This is a genomic window from Streptomyces sp. NPDC050508, from assembly GCF_040655155.1.
Taxonomy (GTDB): domain Bacteria; phylum Actinomycetota; class Actinomycetes; order Streptomycetales; family Streptomycetaceae; genus Streptomyces.
The window spans coordinates 810,226-826,071 of record NZ_JBFAJJ010000002.1 but is presented as its reverse complement, the minus strand read 5'-3'; the positions used below and the strand labels follow the sequence as shown (position 1 = coordinate 826,071).

Annotated in this window: 19 protein-coding genes, 1 tRNA gene and 1 other RNA gene; 8 read left to right on the top strand and 13 right to left on the bottom strand. The window is 64.6% G+C overall.

The window, feature by feature from the left end; genetic code table 11:
• Positions 1-27 precede the first annotated feature (27 nt).
• Positions 28-126: signal recognition particle sRNA small type (gene ffs / locus AB0I69_RS09090), an RNA gene on the bottom strand.
• A gap of 71 nt (positions 127-197) precedes the next feature.
• On the opposite strand from ffs, the gene AB0I69_RS09085 reads away from it, so the two are divergent.
• Positions 198-285 (top strand) — tRNA-Ser (locus AB0I69_RS09085).
• Positions 286-364: 79 nt separating this feature from the next.
• Here the strand turns inward: AB0I69_RS09085 and AB0I69_RS09080 are convergent.
• The 11 genes from AB0I69_RS09080 to AB0I69_RS09030 all read right to left on the bottom strand — a co-directional run bounded on the left by AB0I69_RS09080 (position 365) and on the right by AB0I69_RS09030 (position 7,583).
• Positions 365-1,615: a tyrosine-type recombinase/integrase gene (locus tag AB0I69_RS09080; RefSeq protein ID WP_363094901.1), complete on the bottom strand. Its 1,251-nt coding sequence runs from the start codon at positions 1,613-1,615 to the stop codon at positions 365-367.
• 11 nt (positions 1,616-1,626) lie between these two features.
• A complete protein-coding gene (locus AB0I69_RS09075) occupies positions 1,627-1,860 on the bottom strand; it encodes an excisionase family DNA-binding protein (protein WP_019075273.1) in 234 nt (77 codons plus the stop codon).
• Positions 1,853-3,154, bottom strand: coding sequence for a replication initiator (locus AB0I69_RS09070; RefSeq protein ID WP_363095042.1), 1,302 nt, complete (start codon positions 3,152-3,154; stop codon positions 1,853-1,855). The genes AB0I69_RS09075 and AB0I69_RS09070 overlap by 8 nt, the downstream gene beginning before the upstream one ends.
• A gap of 151 nt (positions 3,155-3,305) precedes the next feature.
• Positions 3,306-3,548 carry a SpdD protein gene (locus AB0I69_RS09065; RefSeq protein ID WP_363095041.1) on the bottom strand — a complete coding sequence of 81 codons (243 nt, stop codon included), beginning with the start codon at positions 3,546-3,548 and terminating at the stop codon, positions 3,306-3,308.
• A gap of 25 nt (positions 3,549-3,573) precedes the next feature.
• Positions 3,574-3,768, bottom strand: coding sequence for a hypothetical protein (locus AB0I69_RS09060; protein WP_363094900.1), 195 nt, complete (start codon positions 3,766-3,768; stop codon positions 3,574-3,576).
• Between the two features lie 16 nt (positions 3,769-3,784).
• Positions 3,785-3,976 carry a mobile element transfer protein gene (locus tag AB0I69_RS09055; protein ID WP_093628273.1) on the bottom strand — a complete coding sequence of 64 codons (192 nt, stop codon included), beginning with the start codon at positions 3,974-3,976 and terminating at the stop codon, positions 3,785-3,787.
• A 2-nt stretch (positions 3,977-3,978) separates the two neighbouring features.
• Positions 3,979-4,161, bottom strand: coding sequence for a hypothetical protein (locus AB0I69_RS09050; RefSeq protein WP_363094899.1), 183 nt, complete (start codon positions 4,159-4,161; stop codon positions 3,979-3,981).
• Between the two features lie 3 nt (positions 4,162-4,164).
• A complete protein-coding gene (locus tag AB0I69_RS09045; protein WP_363094898.1) occupies positions 4,165-4,806 on the bottom strand; it encodes a DUF2637 domain-containing protein in 642 nt (213 codons plus the stop codon).
• An 81-nt stretch (positions 4,807-4,887) separates the two neighbouring features.
• Positions 4,888-6,270 (bottom strand): FtsK/SpoIIIE domain-containing protein, encoded by a 1,383-nt coding sequence (locus AB0I69_RS09040; protein ID WP_363094897.1) that lies wholly within the window; start codon positions 6,268-6,270, stop codon positions 4,888-4,890.
• Positions 6,270-6,626 (bottom strand): hypothetical protein, encoded by a 357-nt coding sequence (locus tag AB0I69_RS09035; RefSeq protein WP_019075282.1) that lies wholly within the window; start codon positions 6,624-6,626, stop codon positions 6,270-6,272. Before AB0I69_RS09035 ends, AB0I69_RS09040 begins: the two co-directional genes overlap by 1 nt.
• 168 nt (positions 6,627-6,794) lie before the next feature.
• Positions 6,795-7,583: a GntR family transcriptional regulator gene (locus tag AB0I69_RS09030; protein WP_200689245.1), complete on the bottom strand. Its 789-nt coding sequence runs from the start codon at positions 7,581-7,583 to the stop codon at positions 6,795-6,797.
• A 110-nt stretch (positions 7,584-7,693) separates the two neighbouring features.
• Here AB0I69_RS09030 and AB0I69_RS09025 point away from each other — a divergent pair, with 110 nt between their 5' ends.
• From AB0I69_RS09025 to AB0I69_RS09005, 5 genes are all read left to right on the top strand, one after another.
• Positions 7,694-8,101: an NUDIX domain-containing protein gene (locus tag AB0I69_RS09025; protein ID WP_363095040.1), complete on the top strand. Its 408-nt coding sequence runs from the start codon at positions 7,694-7,696 to the stop codon at positions 8,099-8,101.
• A 46-nt stretch (positions 8,102-8,147) separates the two neighbouring features.
• The gene (locus AB0I69_RS09020; RefSeq protein WP_363094896.1) at positions 8,148-8,576 is read left to right on the top strand and encodes an ATP-binding protein; all 429 of its coding nucleotides are present in this window, start codon (positions 8,148-8,150) and stop codon (positions 8,574-8,576) included.
• 47 nt (positions 8,577-8,623) lie between these two features.
• Positions 8,624-9,007 carry a hypothetical protein gene (locus tag AB0I69_RS09015; protein ID WP_363094894.1) on the top strand — a complete coding sequence of 128 codons (384 nt, stop codon included), beginning with the start codon at positions 8,624-8,626 and terminating at the stop codon, positions 9,005-9,007.
• Positions 9,008-9,042: 35 nt separating this feature from the next.
• Positions 9,043-9,576, top strand: coding sequence for a hypothetical protein (locus AB0I69_RS09010; protein WP_363094892.1), 534 nt, complete (start codon positions 9,043-9,045; stop codon positions 9,574-9,576).
• A 293-nt stretch (positions 9,577-9,869) separates the two neighbouring features.
• Positions 9,870-13,034: an NACHT domain-containing protein gene (locus AB0I69_RS09005; protein WP_363094890.1), complete on the top strand. Its 3,165-nt coding sequence runs from the start codon at positions 9,870-9,872 to the stop codon at positions 13,032-13,034.
• 348 nt (positions 13,035-13,382) lie between these two features.
• Here AB0I69_RS09005 and AB0I69_RS09000 read toward each other — a convergent pair whose 3' ends face one another.
• A complete protein-coding gene (locus AB0I69_RS09000; RefSeq protein WP_363094889.1) occupies positions 13,383-13,892 on the bottom strand; it encodes a transposase in 510 nt (169 codons plus the stop codon).
• An 843-nt stretch (positions 13,893-14,735) separates the two neighbouring features.
• Between AB0I69_RS09000 and AB0I69_RS08995 the strand changes: the two genes are divergently transcribed.
• Positions 14,736-15,143 (top strand): NUDIX domain-containing protein, encoded by a 408-nt coding sequence (locus tag AB0I69_RS08995; protein ID WP_363094887.1) that lies wholly within the window; start codon positions 14,736-14,738, stop codon positions 15,141-15,143.
• Positions 15,144-15,394: 251 nt separating this feature from the next.
• Positions 15,395-15,709, top strand: coding sequence for an immunity 53 family protein (locus AB0I69_RS08990; protein WP_363094886.1), 315 nt, complete (start codon positions 15,395-15,397; stop codon positions 15,707-15,709).
• Positions 15,710-15,846 lie beyond the last annotated feature (137 nt).

The following is a 15,846-nucleotide window of genomic DNA, read 5'->3' as shown; positions in this document are numbered from 1 at the left end:
GCCGATGAGCCCGGTCTTCGCGCCGGGAACGCAAGCGCCCCCCACGCACCCGCCAGAGCCAACCTACCCTTGCTGCCTTCCGGCCCTGGGGGAGTTCAGTCAGATAGCGCCGCGTGAGGGGCTCCGCACAGGCTACAGGATCTGAGCGGGGGGAACGAGTTCGCGAGCACTCCTCAACGTCTTGTATTGTTTGCCGCGGAGGATTCGCCTAGTGGCCTAGGGCGCACGCTTGGAAAGCGTGTTGGGGGCAACCCCTCACGAGTTCGAATCTCGTATCCTCCGCCAGTGCCTCACCGGGCACGATGTCGAAGGGCCCCGCTGTTCGCAGCGGGGCCCTTCGTCGTTGTCCGTCTCAGTTTCCGTCTCAGTTTGTCTCTGAGTCCGTTTTCGGGAGCTCCCAAAGGGCGTCGCCGACTTGCTGGGCGACTTTGCGAAGCATGGTCCCCGTCACGTGCATGTACCGAGCGCGCATCCGGGCCGCTCCCCCGGGCTCCCAACCCATGATCGAGTCGATCACGACGTCGGGGACGCCGAGGATAAGGAGCACGGTCGCGGCGGTGTGACGAGCGTCGTGAAGACGGCCGTTCCGTACGCCCGCGTCCCGGAGAAGCCGCTTCCAGGTGTGGAAGTCGGTGTTGGGACTGAGAGGGCCGCCGATCGGCGAGGCGAAGACGTACCCCTTGCCCTCCCAGTCGGTGCCGGCCGCGATGCGCTCCCGCTCCTGGGCTTCCTGGTGCTGGCGGAGAATCTTGATCAGCGGGTCGGGCAGGCCGATGGTGCGTCGGCCCGCGCGTGACTTGGTGGACTTGTGCTCGCGCCGGGTCTGCTCCCGCTTGGGGCAGTAACCAGCCTTCCGGCCACACGGGTTGGCACCGCAGCCGTGCGCGTACTTGGGGCGGAGTCGGTTCTTGCGAATGCGGACGTATCCCGAGGCGAGGTCGACGTCTTCCCAGTGCAGGCCGAGTGCCTCGCCTTGACGGAGACCAAGGGCCAGGGCGACCACCCAACGCGCGCTGTTGCGGAGCTTGGCCGCTTCGACGAGCAAGCTCTGTACCTCTTCGATCGTGTACGGCTCGATGTCCTCCTCTTCGAGTCGAGGCGCCTTGGCGATCTCGGCCGCGTTGGTGGGCACGTGTCCGCGCCGTACTGCCTCGCTGAGGGCGGTACGGACGGTGCGGTGCACATGGTGAGCGGTGCCGGCCGCGCTGCCGTTGCTCTGCATCTTTTGGTAGAAGCGCTCCAGGTGCTCGGGCTCCAGCCGATCGAGGCGGTGTGCGCCGAGGCCCGGGACCAGGTGCACACGGACGTCCACCTCGTATCCGGCGTACGTGTTCTCGGAGACGTACGGCTTGGCGATGTTCTCGACCCAGTGCTCAAGCCAGCCCTGGACGGTCCAGCCCTTGCCCGGCTTCCGAAGCTTCTTGTCGTCGCGGGCCCGTTCCAACTCGCGTACGGCCTTGGTCACTTCGGCTTTCGTCTTCCGCTCGACGTGACGGCGGTCAGGCTTGCCGTCATCGCGGACGCCGACCGTCACGCGGCCGTGCCATTTGCCGTCCTTGCCGAGGTAGATGGACGAGGCGCCGTTGGGCTGGCGGGTGCGTTTCGTCTCTGCCATGTCTCCCCCCTTCAGGCCGCTACGGCGGGACGGCGGCGGAGTTGGGTGACGTAGGCGGGCAGCGCCTCAGCCGGAACTCGGCGGAGTCGGCCGACCGTGACCGATTCGATCTCGCCCGCGAGCACGAGCTTGAAGCAGGTTGTACGGCCGATACGGAGTCGCCGTGCCGCCTCTTCGACGGTCAGCAGGACCAAGGACGGATCGGCCAGTTCCGGGACAGCGGTCAGGGCTCGCGGCTCAGCCACGGGTGGGCTCTCCTTCCGTGCCGGGGGCGGGTTCGAGGGATTCGGCGAGCCAGGCTTCGGTAGAGGAGAGGCCGGTTCCGGCGAAGACCCAGTGCGCGAGTACGTACGTGGTGTTGGTGGTGGGGCCGTTGGCGGGTGTGGCTTGTGCTCGGCGCCATTCGGTTCGGGCGTTGCGGAGTGCGCCGAGGGTGGTGGAGTAGCGGCGGGATTTGGTGGAGAAGTGGCCGCGGAAGCCGAGCATGTGGGCCCAGGCGCGCAGGCGGAGGTGTTCCAGGCTCTTGCGGGCGCCGAGGGTCCATGCGGTGCGGATGAGGCGGCGGGCGTGGTCGCTGATGTCGAGGTGGGCGAGTTCGGCGGCGAACTTGAGCGGGCGGTCGAGAGCGCCTGTCGCTGTTTCGGCGCCCTTGGTGGCGTACTTGGCGATGTAGGCGGCTACGGCTCGTTCGGTGAGTTCCTGGCCGTCGTTGAAGTCGGCGGATCGGATGGTGCGGACGTCGAGTTGGCGGCCGAAGGTGAAGGTGTGGGTGCGGCCGTCGATGGTCGGGCCGTCGACGCGGACCTTGGCGGTCGCGGTGCGGATGGCGTCGGTGAGCAGCTCGGCGGTGGCCCAGGGCGGAGGCGAGGCGTCGCCGCCTGTGGGTCCGTCGATGCGGATGACCGCGTGGAAGTGGACGGCTCCGCGTTTCTGGTACTCGGCGACCTTGGCGAAGGACACGCGCGCGTGGTCGCGGAACCGGCGCTGGGAGAGGCCTGCCCGCTTGGCGACCTCTCGGCGCAGGTAGGTGGAGAAGCGGCGCCAGAGGGGACTGGCGTGTGCGTTCCAGAGGACGGCCGCTTCGTAGTCGTAGGTGTCCGGGTTCAGTGGGGTGCCGAGTCGCTCGTCGTCCTGGGTGTGATGGGTGCCGCAGCGGCAGGGACGGCCGTCGGTGCGGCGGTTGTGGACCGGGCCGAAGCCGGGGGCGGTGAAGGTGGCGAAGACGCGGGGGTGGGTGGCGACGTGTTCGGGGGTGCCCTTGCCGCCGCGCAATCCTGCGGTGATCAGGTGGAAGGTGTCGCGGCGGTAGACCTCGGAGCAGGCCGCGCAGCGGGTGGTGCGGCGGTTGTTGCAGCGGACGAGGAGTTGGCCGGCCGGGAGGGTGGAGGAGTTGAGGTGGTGGAGGATGCCGCCGATCTCGCCGGTTGTGGTGTCGACGTCGTATTCGGTGCGGTGGCCGTCGAGGCGGATGGGGTTGGTGCAGCCGCCGAGGCTGGAGAGTTGGCGGAGGATACCCGGGAGGGTGCCTTGCGCGGCCAGGTTCGCTAGTTCGGGGAGTGGGGCCGGGGTGGGGCGGGTGAAGATGGCTTGCTCCTTCTGGCTGGCTCGGTCAGGAGAGACGGGCCCCGGGGCGGCGAAATGCTTGGTCGTGTGCCGCCGCCCCGGAGGCCAGGGGTAGTCCGGGGGTCGTTCAGCGGTGGTGGTCGCGGAGCATCGAGCGCAGGACCACGGCGGCGATGGCCACGGAGATGGCCGTTACGGCGACAGCGGCCAGGAGCGCGGTGAGGACGACTCCCCCGACGACCAGGGCGACGACCGTGTTGCGGTCGACGGAGACCGGCGGGAGCGAGCGCCGTACGGGCATCGGGTCGGCCGGGGTGTGGGTGTGTGCGGGCGGCGGGGTCGGGTTGTCGGGGTACTTGGGCAGGAACACGGCGAACCCCTTCTCATCTACTCGTCTAGTCATGTGAGCTGTTTACGACGCCCACGCCGGAGCGCGTGCCGGACTCGATGGCGGGGGCGAGGAAGGTGTGCGAGAGCCAGAAGCCGAACAGGGCGATCAGCACGACGATCCAGATTCGGACGCCGAGGAACTTGACCGCTCCCCAGGCGAAGAAGCCGAGAACGACGACGAGCGGCAGGCTGACGGTCACGGAGTGGAAATCCCTTTCAGCGGACGGGGCAGCGGTGGGTGTGGGCAGCCAGCTCGGCGGCGGCGCGGCTGTCGTAGTCGTGCGAGGCGCCGCAGCGCGGGGCGGTGCAGGCGGCGGTGTGCTTCTCCTGGCCCCGGTCGTCGTAGGACGTGGCGACCTGGACGGGGCCGATGCGGATGACGTTGCGGAAGCGGCGGTTGGCGGGCATCGTCAGTCCTCCTTTCGCGGGTTCGGGGCGGGGAACTCGGCGAGGATGCGGGCAGCTTGAGCAGGGTCCGAGGTCCGGTCGGCAGCTTCCTCGGCGAGGAGGCGGGCCAGTGCCCACCGGTTGCTGCGGGCCATCTCTCGGGCCGCGTCGAGGTAGTCGACGGCGGTGTTGAAGGTTAGGGGCACGGGTCAACTTCCTGTCGGTGTGAGGTGGGCGGCGATGGCTTCGGCCATGGCCGCGGGGACGCCGAGGCGGGCGCGGAGGGTCGGGGTGTCGATGGGGGTTCCGGTACGGGTGCGGTGCTCGGCGGCGACCTTGCGGGCGTGGTCGATGAGGGCGGCCGGGACCGGCACGGCGGGGCGCTCGGGTGGTGCCTCGATGGCAGCCGGTTGCGCGGGGGTCTCAGGCGCGGATTCGGGCGCGTCCTCCTGGACGTCAACGGTCTCAACGTCGTTGGTGTTTGGGGGCGTTGTGGTGTGGGCGAGGAGGGTTCCGCCGAGGAAGGCGACGGCGGGCCAGCCCGCGACGAGGATGCGCAGCCAGGCGGGGACGTCGCCGAGGTCGAGCAGGCCGGCTGTGGCGACGTTCGCGCCAAGAGACGCGGTCAGCGCGATGACGAACCAGCACCAGCCGGAAGCCTTTGCGTCGCCGGTCCGCAGTCGGCGCCAGGCGGCGACGAGCAGGAGATCGACGCTGATGGGGTAGGCCCACGCTTTCCACCCGTCCTGTCCGGCCGCCGAGGCGATGTCGTGCAGGTGGGCGAAGGAGAGGGCGGCGGCGATGAGGGCTTGGACGAGTACCGCGTCGACGCGGGCCAGTTGGGCGCGCATGATGCGGCTCCTTCCGGAATCGGGCATGGAGGGGTAGGGACGTGGCGCGAGGCGGTCACGCCAAACCGGAGTGGGAGAAGGTCAGTTGGTTGCCGGGCGCGGCTGGACGTTGGGGCCCGAGGCCTTGACCGGTTGCGCGGGTGCGTACGGCTGGAAGCGCTTGAGGGCGGGCAGGTCGGGCACCAGGTGCGCGGAGTCGCGGCAGGTCTCGGCGGCAGCGCCGAGGGACAGGTACGGGGTGCGGATGCGGGACCAGCCGCCGGAGGTGTCGCCCGCCACGGCGAGGCCGGGACGTTCGGGAGCGATGGCGCAGGCGGCGCCTACGGCTTCGGGGGCGATGTCGCCGAGTGCCATCTTGGCGGAGGCTTCGTCGTTGACGCGGTGGCAGACACGGCCGGTGAGCTGGGCGCGGAGCATGGTGGCGCCCTTGCCGAGTTCGGCGCCGAAGCGCTGTCCGCAGACTTCGAGGTAGATGCCGGCGGCGCGGCCGAGTTGGGCGAGCCGGATGAGCTGGGTGACCATCTCGTCGCGGCGTTCCTCGTCCTTGCGGGTGGCGACGAGGAAGAGTTCGGCCACCTCGTCGACGAACAGCACGATCGGGACGGGGCGTTCGCTCTCGGGCAGGCCCCAGATGTCTGAAGTGATCTCCTCGTCGGGGGTGTTGGAGGCGATGCCCTGCCGGGACTTGATCAGGTCGTAGCGATCCTCCATCTCGTCGATGAGCGCGGGCAGCAGGTCCGCGGCCTGGTCCGGGTCAGTCGCCAGAGCCGAGAGGCGGGCAGCGAACGGGGACAGTTCCACGCCCCGCTTGCAGTCGATGCCGACCAGGGCGACCGGCTGGCGGGCGAGTCCGGCGACCAGGTGGCGCAGGTACATGGACTTGCCCGACAGGGTTGCACCGAGGGTGAGTTGGTGCGGGACGGTGCGGTAGTCCCGTACGAACGGGGTGGCGTCCTCCCGCAGGGCGACCGGCACTTTGAGGAGGCCGGACGGGAGCTTGCGGGTGCGGGGCATGCGGACCCGGCGCAGTACGTCGTAGCCGACGAGGCGGAGTTCGACGACGCCGGGCTTGAGGGTGGTGACGTAGACGGCGTGAACTCCCCAGGCGTGCCGCAGCCGTTCGGCGGAGGCAGCGACGTCGGCGGGTTCCTGGCCCGGGGCGAGCCGCAGCCGAATCCGCAGGCCGGTCGTGGTGGGTCGGATGATGCCCCGCCTGGGCGGTACGGGCCGGACCTCGCGGCGGGTGGTGGCTTTGACGGCGAGTATGCGCAGTCGGGACGGGGCGACGGTCAGGCCGCAGGCCTCCATGACCGAGCCGTACGAGCTGAGCAGGCGGGTGGTGGATATCGGCAGGCCGATCGTGGACCAGTACGCGGCCGGGTGCTTGGCCCGGGTGTAGGCGGCCCCGCCGCCGAGTGCGGCGAGGGGACCACCCACCTCCAGGAGCGTCGTCAGGTCGGTCATCAGGCGGCAGCCTCGGCGACGGCCGGGAACGCGGCCGGAGTGACGGCGGCGGCACGGAAGGCGATGCCGTGACGCTGCTGCCCGTTGAACACGCTCTCCCACGGCCGGGCGACCAGCCCCGGGAGCGAGACCGGAGCTCCGAGCGCGAGCCCCTCGGAGACACCGCCCTCGGGGACGGTGACCTTGATGAGGGACGACTCGCCCTCCTCGATGTAGACGACGCCGAGCGTCATCAGCGCCTCGCCGCTGACGGCGTCCTTGGCGATCTCGCCGGTCTGACGGTCGCGGACCTTCGGCTCCGGGGCCTCGGTCAGCAGGATCGTCGCGGCGGCGGTCTCAACACGGATGGTACGCAAGGAAGTTTCCCTATCTACTCGTCTATACATGTAGCGATCCTCGAACCCGGTCTCCGGGTTCGCGCGGACCACTCTGCCACACAACTTGCCCACTCGTCTATACGAGTATGCACGTTGGGGTGTACGAGTTCGGGAAGCGTCCCCCGCGCACCACCGCCCGTCATGCGATCAGGTCGCCGGGAGCTGGTACGACAGCACGTACGCGTCCGCCGCCATGACGGTGTCGCAGACCTCCACGGCCCGCCCTTCGGTGTCGTACGCGGTGCGGATGAGGTGGATCACGGGCACGCCGGAGGCCAGCCGGAGCGTCTTGACCTCGGTGGGCGAGGGCATCCGGGCGCGGATCTCCTCCTCGAAGTGGTCGAGGTGGTGGCCGAGTTCTTCGAGGCGGGCGTAGATGCCGCCGGGGCCCGGGTTGGGTTCGGCGATCTGCGTACCGCGGGCGATGTCGAGGGGGAGGTAGGAGGTGGCGAACTCGACCGGCTTCCCGTCCAGCAGATACCGGCGCCGGCGGGCGAGCACACGCCGTACGGAACCGAGCCGGGTGGAGATGTCCTGGCTGGCCTTCTCCTCCTTGACCTCCAGACTGTCGACCTGGGGATGACTGCCGGCGGCGTCGGCCTCGACGATGAACGCGGATTTGCCCTGCTCGCGGTGGCGGCGGGCGAAGCGGTCGGAGGCGAGGCGCCGTACGGGCGGGCGGGGCCGGACGAAGACGCCCTTGCCGTGCTCGGCGTGCACCAGGCCTTCGCCCTGGAGGACGGAGAAGGAGTTGCGGACGGTCATCCGGGAAACCCCGTAGTGCTCGACGAGGTCAGCTTCGGAGGGCAGCTTCTCGCCCTCTTTGAATCGCCCACGGTCGATGGCCTCGCGCAGCTGGTCGGCGATCTGCCGGAAGACCGCACGATCACTCGTGGGGTCGAGATCGCCGAGCAGGCCGGAACGGAGAGGGCTCACAGTGAGTACTCCTTTAGGTATCTAGACGAGTGGGCGAGTGTTGTTGCTACGGTGGAGAGCCTAGCCAGCCGGGAGGGCCGAGGAACGTGAGCACTGACCGTCCGCACTCCGTGAGCGTCGCCGGAGTCATCGTCGACGACCACGGCCGCGCCCTCCTGATCAAGCGCCGCGACAACGGCAAGTGGGAACCCCCGGGTGGCATCGTCGAGCGAGACGAAACCCTCCCCGAGGCCCTCCAGCGCGAAGTCCTCGAAGAAACCGGCATCAAGATCGCACTCCCCGCGACCCTTACCGGCGTCTACAAGAACATGACGGGCTTGATCGTCTCCCTGGTCTTCCGCTGCCAGTCCGCCGACGGCACACCCACCACCGGGGACGAGACCCGCGCACTGCGCTGGGCCACCCGCGAAGAAGTATCCGAACTCGCCGACGAGGCATACGCGATCCGCGTCCTGGACGCACTCGACGCGGCGTCTCCGCCGGCCATCCGCGCCCACGACGGCGTGAAACTCGTCTAGCCCGAACCCGCTGCACATGGCGGCCTACCAGCACGAAGGAACTTGTATGCACGAGTATACGAGCACTGCGCGGGTCTGGGGACTCACTTGCCCAGGTTTCCCGGAAGAGGTCAGCAGGGCGCGGCGCTGGACTCGCGACATCCTGCGCGGCTCCCCCCTGGCCGAGGACGCCGAACTGATCGTGAGCGAGCTGAGCGCGAACGCGATCCTGCACACGGCGAGTGGGCGGGAGGCCGGCAGTTTCCATCTGGCGCTTGCGGTGTCGTCGCAGGTGGTCGCTCTGTCGGTGACGGATGGCGGGGGTGCCGGTACGGCTCCGAAGGCCGAGCACCAGGACCAGGACGCGGAGCACGGCCGGGGGCTGGGCATGGTCAGCGCGATCGCACACCGGGTCGTGGTCCACGACAGCGACGGCGGCCACACGGTCACCGCGGAACTCTTCACGGACGCACGACGAGGAGGGCACCCGTGCTGAGGATCACGACCAGGAGCGGGTTCTGGTGCGAGTGCTGGACGGAAGGAGTGGACGAGCAGTTGCCGCCGACCCTGTTCGGCTCCTGCGACGCGTACTCGGAGCGCGAGGCGGACAGTTGGGTATCGACGATCCTCCGCACCATCTCACCGGCCCTCGACACAGACGCTTCTCAAGAAGCGTGGGAGCGGCTCTACGACCACCGCATCGACACGAGACGAGCCCTCTTGCGCAGGGAACCGTGGGCGGTGTCCGTCACCCACATCAACACACGGATCACATGGACAGTCCGGCCCGCACTCTTCCTGCCGATGGCACACCGTCAAGGTGCCGAACTCCCAGCGTGCTCGCACGACTTCAAGCCTCACGGGACCCACGCGACCGATATCGAGTCTCAGTCGATGCTTGACGGTTCGACGTCAGGTGAGGCGTGACGCTTGCCCTAGACCTGGTGCGTTACGGTCCTGCCATGTCGGACCGGTTTCCTGAGATCACCTCCGTCGAGGAGTTCATTCGTCTGCGCCTGAGCGAGGATCCAGCGGAGAGGGACCGCTCGGCGTGGGCGGCTATGCCGATGCCGGCCTGGGATGAGTTGGTGCGTGAGCACCCGGACATGCGGTTCTGGGCCGCCCACAACCGCAGTTGCCCGCCGGAAGTCCTCGCCGAACTGATCAAGGACGACGACTGGCGCGTTCGCGGCAGGGTGGCGAGCCGCCGCAACTGCCCGGCCGAACTGCTGGAGAAGCTAGCTAACGATCCCCACGATGCCGTCCGCAACACTGTCGCCACCCATCAGCACTCCTCGCGCAGTACGGTGCTCCGCCTGACGGACGACCCCTGGGCCGTGATCGCCGAAGCAGCCCGGACCCGCATCGCCAACTGGCCCCAGACAGCTCCGAATGAGACGGACACAGACAAGCCGATCACGGCCACCGTCAACTATCAGCTGGGACCGAACCATCAAGCATCACCCGGGATCGGACAGCCCCACGCGACCGACTGAGTTACAACTTTCTCTACTGGTTCAAGGCGGCTCGCTCCGCTCCCCGCGCGCGGCCCGGCCCCCGGCCGGGCCTGCGCTCCTGTCTCCGCCCCGCTCCAGCCCGGCCGACACCCGTGCCGCGCACTACGCGCTCAGCCGCCAGATGTCAGAGAAGGGGTCACATCGCGGCTGGGGCGGTCGCTTACTGTCCACCGAGCGCGTGAGGCCACACAGCCGTCAAGCCCCAAGTTACGGCGCAGAGACACCCAGATGGGGCAGTATGTGACCAAGCCCATGGTCGGAGGTCAGTATCAATGGCAAATTATGGCGAAAAAATCACAGTAGCAGTTCTTGAATCCGACAACAATAAAAAGGGGGACCTTTTCGGCAGGGCGATAAAGGATCTCTTTCACGCTCTAGGATATCAGGACTTCGTGCTAAACATCGCCAAGGCAGGGCGCGAAATCGACATCAAGGGGAAACATAGGACGGAGAAGCGCACACTGCTGGCAGAATGCAAAGCAACAAAGGCACCAATTGGCGGCTCCGACATTAATAAATTTGCGGGTGCTGTCGAGGTAGAGCGAACCCGCATGAAGGGAGTGCAAGCGTCGGCATACTTCGTCTCACTCGGTGGATTTACAGCATCCGCTATCGAACAAGAAGAGGAGGCAGGGAACCGAGTCATCCTATTGGATTCCAGTAAAATTGTTGAAGAGCTAGTTCGTGGCAGAGTTATCGCAACGCGCGAGAAAGCAGCCATCGTTGCAGCTAAGAGCCCCGTTCTCGCTACAGGTATTACTCAAGGTCAGAAATGCGCCCTACTCATTCATGAAATCGGATGGATCTGGGCCTTCTTCTTTAAAACTTCCGGCAAGTATACGCATTTCGCATTGGTTCATGCCGATGGATACGCTCTCCATCCTGATTTGACGGCAGAAGTGATCGCATCGGATGCAGACTCAACGAAGCTGCTCTGCAATCTAACCCACGCTTTCATTCCAGAGACAGAAAGCGAAGGACGAGGGCTCAAAGAAGAGGCGAAGGCGGAGTATTTCGCTTACCTTGAACGAGAATTTGGAGGCCTAACTCTAGAAGGTCTTCCCGCAGACCAAGAAGTTGGCAGCAAAACCATCCGCCTAGAGTCGATCTACGTTCCACTACACCTAACCCCTGTCCCAAAAGAAGGTTTGCAAATCTCGTCGGACAAAGATCAAGGAAAGAACGAAAAACCTTCAAGATTGTCACGCAAAACAGTTGCGGAGGTGCTGTCAGAGCATCGTAATCTGGCTATCTTGGCGGCCCCAGGCGGAGGGAAAACCACTCTCCTAAAGCGCCTCGCAGTGGCATACGCTTCTGCCGACCGTCGCGGCGAGGTAGCAGACGAGCTCCCGCCAGAAGAATGGTTCCCACTGTTCATCAGATGTCGCCAACTTGGCGACCACGTTAGACACCCCATTACAGACCTGATCAAATCGCTGCCGAAATATGCAGAACGGTCAGATCTAATCGATCCATTTTCTGATGCTGCTCTGGAGGCGCTTAAGGCTGGAAAGGTTCTCCTTCTTGTCGACGGCCTCGACGAGATCAGTGATCCCGGCGATCGTTCAGCGTTCGCTGCTCAGTTGAGAACTTTCATCGGGACCTATCCAACCGCGCATGTGGTTGTAACATCACGCGAAGCTGGCTTCCGAGCGGTTTCTGGAGCTATGTCTTCCGCCTGCTCTCTTTACAAAATCGCAGACCTGTCAATCCCAGACATTTATACACTATGCCGCGCTTGGCAGCATGAGGTAGTGGGTGGGTCGACGACTGCTGCGAATAAAATCGCTCAAAGCATTGTAAGTAAGCCTCGCGTTCGAGATCTTGCCATCAATCCCCTACTGCTCACAACCCTTCTTCTTGTACAGCGCTGGTTCGGTGAGTTGCCTCCAAAACGAAGTGTCTTGTACGACAAAGCCATCGAAGTACTCCTCATGACCTGGAATACGGAAGGGCATACTCCTATCGACCAAGAGGAGGCGATGCCACAGCTAGCATATGCAGCATTCGCAATGATGAAAACAAAAAAGCAAAGCGTAAGCGCTAAGGTCCTCAAAGATCTATTTGACGAAGCTCGCAATAGCATGCCGGAGGTACTTGGCTACGCTCGCATGTCTTCCACTGAATTGATCGAGCGCGTAGAAGACCGCAGCAGTCTTCTCGTGCAGAGCGGGCATGTGATTGAGGATGGGCAAATTAGACCACTATACGAATTCAAGCATCTGACGTTTCAAGAATACTTGACTGCTAGGGCTTGCGTAGAGGCCTGGAATTCGGAGCGCGAAAGAACCGAAGACTATTCCGAGGTTCTGAATGAATACTTGACTAACGAGTCCTGGACAGAGGTGATTCCTCTGGCCGGCGTCCTGGCAGGCGGCAAAGGTGCTAAAAGAATCGTTGATCGTCTAATTGCTCGACTTCAGGAATTCGGTCCGGGGGACGAGCTCAGCCCAGATCGCCCGAGGGGCGATGTCTTGGTTCTTTGCCGAAATCTAGTCCAATGCCTAGTGGACGAGGTACAGATTTCCCCGGAGCAGGTTCGAAATGCGATTGATTGCGCAATCCAATTCGGTGAGTCGTACCCACGCATGGTTTTTGACCTCTCGCTCTCCAAGTTCTCGGCAGAACTCCCCGAAGTAGCCTGGGCTGGCTATCAAAAATCAGACGCCTACTTGCCCCGTTACGCAAATGTGTTGGCCTACTATTCACTGTGGCATACTCGCGATTCGAAGAATCTGACGGTAGCAATTCGCGAGCTATTGCAGTCGTCTGACCCATTCGAGCGCGTGGTCGGGTTTTCCATCACTATGGTGACGTTCTTCTCAATGCAGCACGGAAAAGCCTTCAGCAAGGTTCGCGATACGGATACAGAAAACGGCGCCGACATCGACGACCTATATTCTCCATATGTTCCGCATGAACGGATTCCTGCGACGGCTGATGCCGCAAAAATTAAAACCCTGATTGTTGAATCACTATCCTCAGAGATCGATGGCGCCATGCCAAATGTTTTCATGTCGGCATGGGCGATCGCATGGATAGGGGAACAATGTCCTTGGCCAGACGAGGAGCTAGAACTGGCCATCCGTACATTCCTTAAGGCCTGGAGGGAGGCGCCATCAGATGACGTAGCCCGCATTTTCGCATGGGCTCTCTGGCGACTACCTCTTGTTACTGAAGATTCAACCTTCTCTATTCCCCGAGAAGCTATCCTGCGCAGTTTCCTGCACGCTGCAAGTCGCCAGAATAGTAACGAGAGAGGACGAAATCGGGTCCGGGACTTTGGTCGCGCAGCTAAGGTGATCGGTTTCTACTCCAAATACAAAATTCCGTATCGCGAGAAGCTGCCGGACTCTGATAGGGCTGAGGATTCAGAAATGAAGCACTGGCAGGAGAAACTGGCGATCATGGAATCTCGAAGCGAACAGAGTAAATAGCTACTCGGCGGATGATCACTTTGATCCGTCAAGGACCTCAAAGCGCAGGTGTCCGAAGGAATACAGCTCCAGTTGATATCTAAATTTGACATCGACAAGCAAAGATACCCAGTAGCGCCCCACATGCAAATCCCAGAAGAAGGTGTCGCAGGTTCGAATCCTCCTGGCTACTAGGTCGAGGGCCCATATCTCCGGAAGTACGGGGCCCTCGACTTCGGCGCTACCGATTTCAGCTCTGCCGTCCCTCAGAATCAGGCATGCCGGACCTATGCCAGACCGTACGGGGACCGCAGAGAAGGCCGGGGAACCGGCCAATCGCCCCCAGGCCCAATACTGCTCCGCCGCAGGTCAGGTTCGCATCGAATGAGACGAAGGCGTTGTGGAGTTCGGTTCGGCGTTCCCAGCGGACGGCGAGGCGCTTGAACTGATGAAGCAGTGCGAAGATCTGCTCCACGACGTAGCGGGGTTTGCCAGACCGTTGATGTTCGGGGCGCCCTTGCGGGAGATGGCCGGCAGGATCCGGCGGTTTCGCAGCTCATCGCGCACGGCCTTCGAGTCGTATCGACTGTCGCCGAGGAGCGAGTCGGGGCGTCTGCGCGAGCGGCCGGGCCTTCCAGCGACGGGCGGGATGCCCTCGACGAGGGCGAGGGTCTGGGTGACGTCGTTGACGTTGGCCGCGGTGGTGATGACCTTAAGCGAGGTGCCGCGTCCGTCGCAGACCAGGTGGTGCTTGCTGCCCGTTTTCCGCCGGTCGACCGGCGACGGACCGGTGCTGGCGTCACGGGTCGGCCGCTGCAGCTTGCTCTGGTCGACGACACAGGCAACGTGGTTGAGGCTGATGGGGGTGCAGCGAGGCATACGCGTGCGTGGTCGGTCGACGAGCCCGCCACCGTGGTTGACTGTCGTCGGCTGAGGTGCAAGCACAGTGCCCCAGCTCTTCGAGCCTTCTCGGCTCAGGCATCCTTGTGGCATGCCCCAGCCCGGGGCTATCGGCAGATCGCTGGGTCCATGAGTGTCTAACTGCGTGACAACGCAGGCGAACAGCGGCGGACAAGCGCGGACGCCTGCGGACCGTTGCAGCAGGTGAGAACCGCATCAGCCCAAGGCAGCGCCCCCCGCCCAAGTTGCTTCGGGACGAAGAGGTCGTGGGTTCAAGCCGCACCACATCGACAGCAGCCGAGGCCCGGATACAAGAGGTCAAGCCCTACGGGCGGAAGGCGGAAGTGCGCGAGGCATCGTCGCGGAGCAACCTGGTGGTGGGGATAGCTGTGAGGAGGCTCCGATGGCGTATCACGAGGAACGCCCCTGGCACGAGACGCACCGAACCCATCGAGCCCGGCCCAGAGCCGCGCTCGGTGGGGTATTCGCGTTGGGAATCACGATCACGTTGGCCCTGATCGAGCTTCGGGCAGCAGTGATCTTCGTAGGTCTGGCCGTCGTCACCACCTTGGTCTTGCTGATAGGCAAGTGGGTAGAAAATCGCAGCCGAGAAGGGTAACGATGCCTAGTCCGTGCCAGACGCGTGCCAGATCGTGCGGGGAGCCACGGGGAACAGCAGGGAACAAGTCTGCGACCGCCCGTGCGGCGTCCCAGGTACACCGCAGCTCAGAGCAGCTACCGCCTCCAGAAAACCCGAGCTTCCCAAGCTCAGTGTGCGGACGGCGCTGACGCAGACCATGCCTTCCGATACGGTCCCGAGCCATGGCGGATGGCAAGAGCGTGCCGGAGAAGGTGGCGTGGATCCTGGTCCTGGACGACCGGGTGTTGGTGACGCGCAGTCACGGCAGAGATCGCTTCTACCTTCCGGGCGGTCATCGTGAGCCGGGCGAGTCCGACAGCGAGACCCTGGTGCGGGAGATCGACGAGGAACTGCGGGCGGCGATCGACCCCGGTTCCATGGTGCACTTCGGCACGTTCGAGATCGGCGAGGGCCATCCGGATCACGACCCCTTCCGGATGATCTGCTACACCGCCGACCACCACGGTGAGCTGACCCCGTCGAGCGAGATCGCCGAGAAGGCGTGGTTCCGCTACGCCGACCGGAACCGCGTCTCCGCCGTCGACGAGATGGCCTTCGACGCGCTGCACGAGGCCGGACGGCTTCCCTGATCCCGTGACCGCGGACTCTACCGTCGCTGCTGCGGCCTTCTTCTACGTCACGGCCGCGCAGCAACCGCACCAGATCGGGCTGGGAACAGCGGGGAATCACAGGGAAAGAGCACCGGACCGAAGAGGCCGACACACACCCGTTCACACAGGTCAACGCTCCAAGTAGCCCCAAATGCCTACAGCTTCCCAAGCTGAAGGTTGGCAACGAGTGCACCGTACGGCCAGATCACGACCTCGTACGATCAGCCGTCATGGCAGACACCGGCGGAGAACTCGGTTGGCTGGAGCAGTGGTATCAAGCCCAGTGCGACGGCGACTGGGAGCACGAATGGGGCGTTCGCATCGCGACGCTCGACAACCCGGGCTGGACAGTGCGCATCGACCTTGAGGAGACGACGCTCTCCGGCCGGCCCTATGTCACAACGGACATCCAGCGCAGCCACTCCGACTGGGTGACGGCGAAGGTGTCGGACGACGTCTTTCACGCGTCCTGTGGCCCCAACAACCTCAGCGAAGCACTCCGCCTCTTCCGCGAATGGGCCACGTCAGTCAGCCAGGAGCGCTAGCCACCCGACCAGCGTGGGCAGGGGCGGTCCGTCTCAATTTCCGTCTCATTCAGCCCCGTTCACGACCGTTCAGGCGAGACCCACAACCCTCCTGGCGCCGACGACCGACCGCCCATGAACCCAGGTGAACGCACCTG

What these genes read in the sequence shown, in the direction of transcription:
- AB0I69_RS09080 (WP_363094901.1), bottom strand. Translation starts at nt 1,615, where the DNA reads ATGGCAGAGACGAAACGCACCCGCCAGCCCAACGGCGCCTCGTCCATC.
- AB0I69_RS09055 (WP_093628273.1), bottom strand. Translation starts at nt 3,976, where the DNA reads ATGCCCGCCAACCGCCGCTTCCGCAACGTCATCCGCATCGGCCCCGTC.
- AB0I69_RS09045 (WP_363094898.1), bottom strand. Translation starts at nt 4,806, where the DNA reads ATGCGCGCCCAACTGGCCCGCGTCGACGCGGTACTCGTCCAAGCCCTC.
- AB0I69_RS09040 (WP_363094897.1), bottom strand. Translation starts at nt 6,270, where the DNA reads ATGACCGACCTGACGACGCTCCTGGAGGTGGGTGGTCCCCTCGCCGCA.
- AB0I69_RS09020 (WP_363094896.1), top strand. Translation starts at nt 8,148, where the DNA reads ATGCACGAGTATACGAGCACTGCGCGGGTCTGGGGACTCACTTGCCCA.
- AB0I69_RS09010 (WP_363094892.1), top strand. Translation starts at nt 9,043, where the DNA reads ATGTCGGACCGGTTTCCTGAGATCACCTCCGTCGAGGAGTTCATTCGT.
- AB0I69_RS09005 (WP_363094890.1), top strand. Translation starts at nt 9,870, where the DNA reads ATGGCAAATTATGGCGAAAAAATCACAGTAGCAGTTCTTGAATCCGAC.
- AB0I69_RS09000 (WP_363094889.1), bottom strand. Translation starts at nt 13,892, where the DNA reads ATGCCTCGCTGCACCCCCATCAGCCTCAACCACGTTGCCTGTGTCGTC.
- AB0I69_RS08995 (WP_363094887.1), top strand. Translation starts at nt 14,736, where the DNA reads ATGGCGGATGGCAAGAGCGTGCCGGAGAAGGTGGCGTGGATCCTGGTC.
- AB0I69_RS08990 (WP_363094886.1), top strand. Translation starts at nt 15,395, where the DNA reads ATGGCAGACACCGGCGGAGAACTCGGTTGGCTGGAGCAGTGGTATCAA.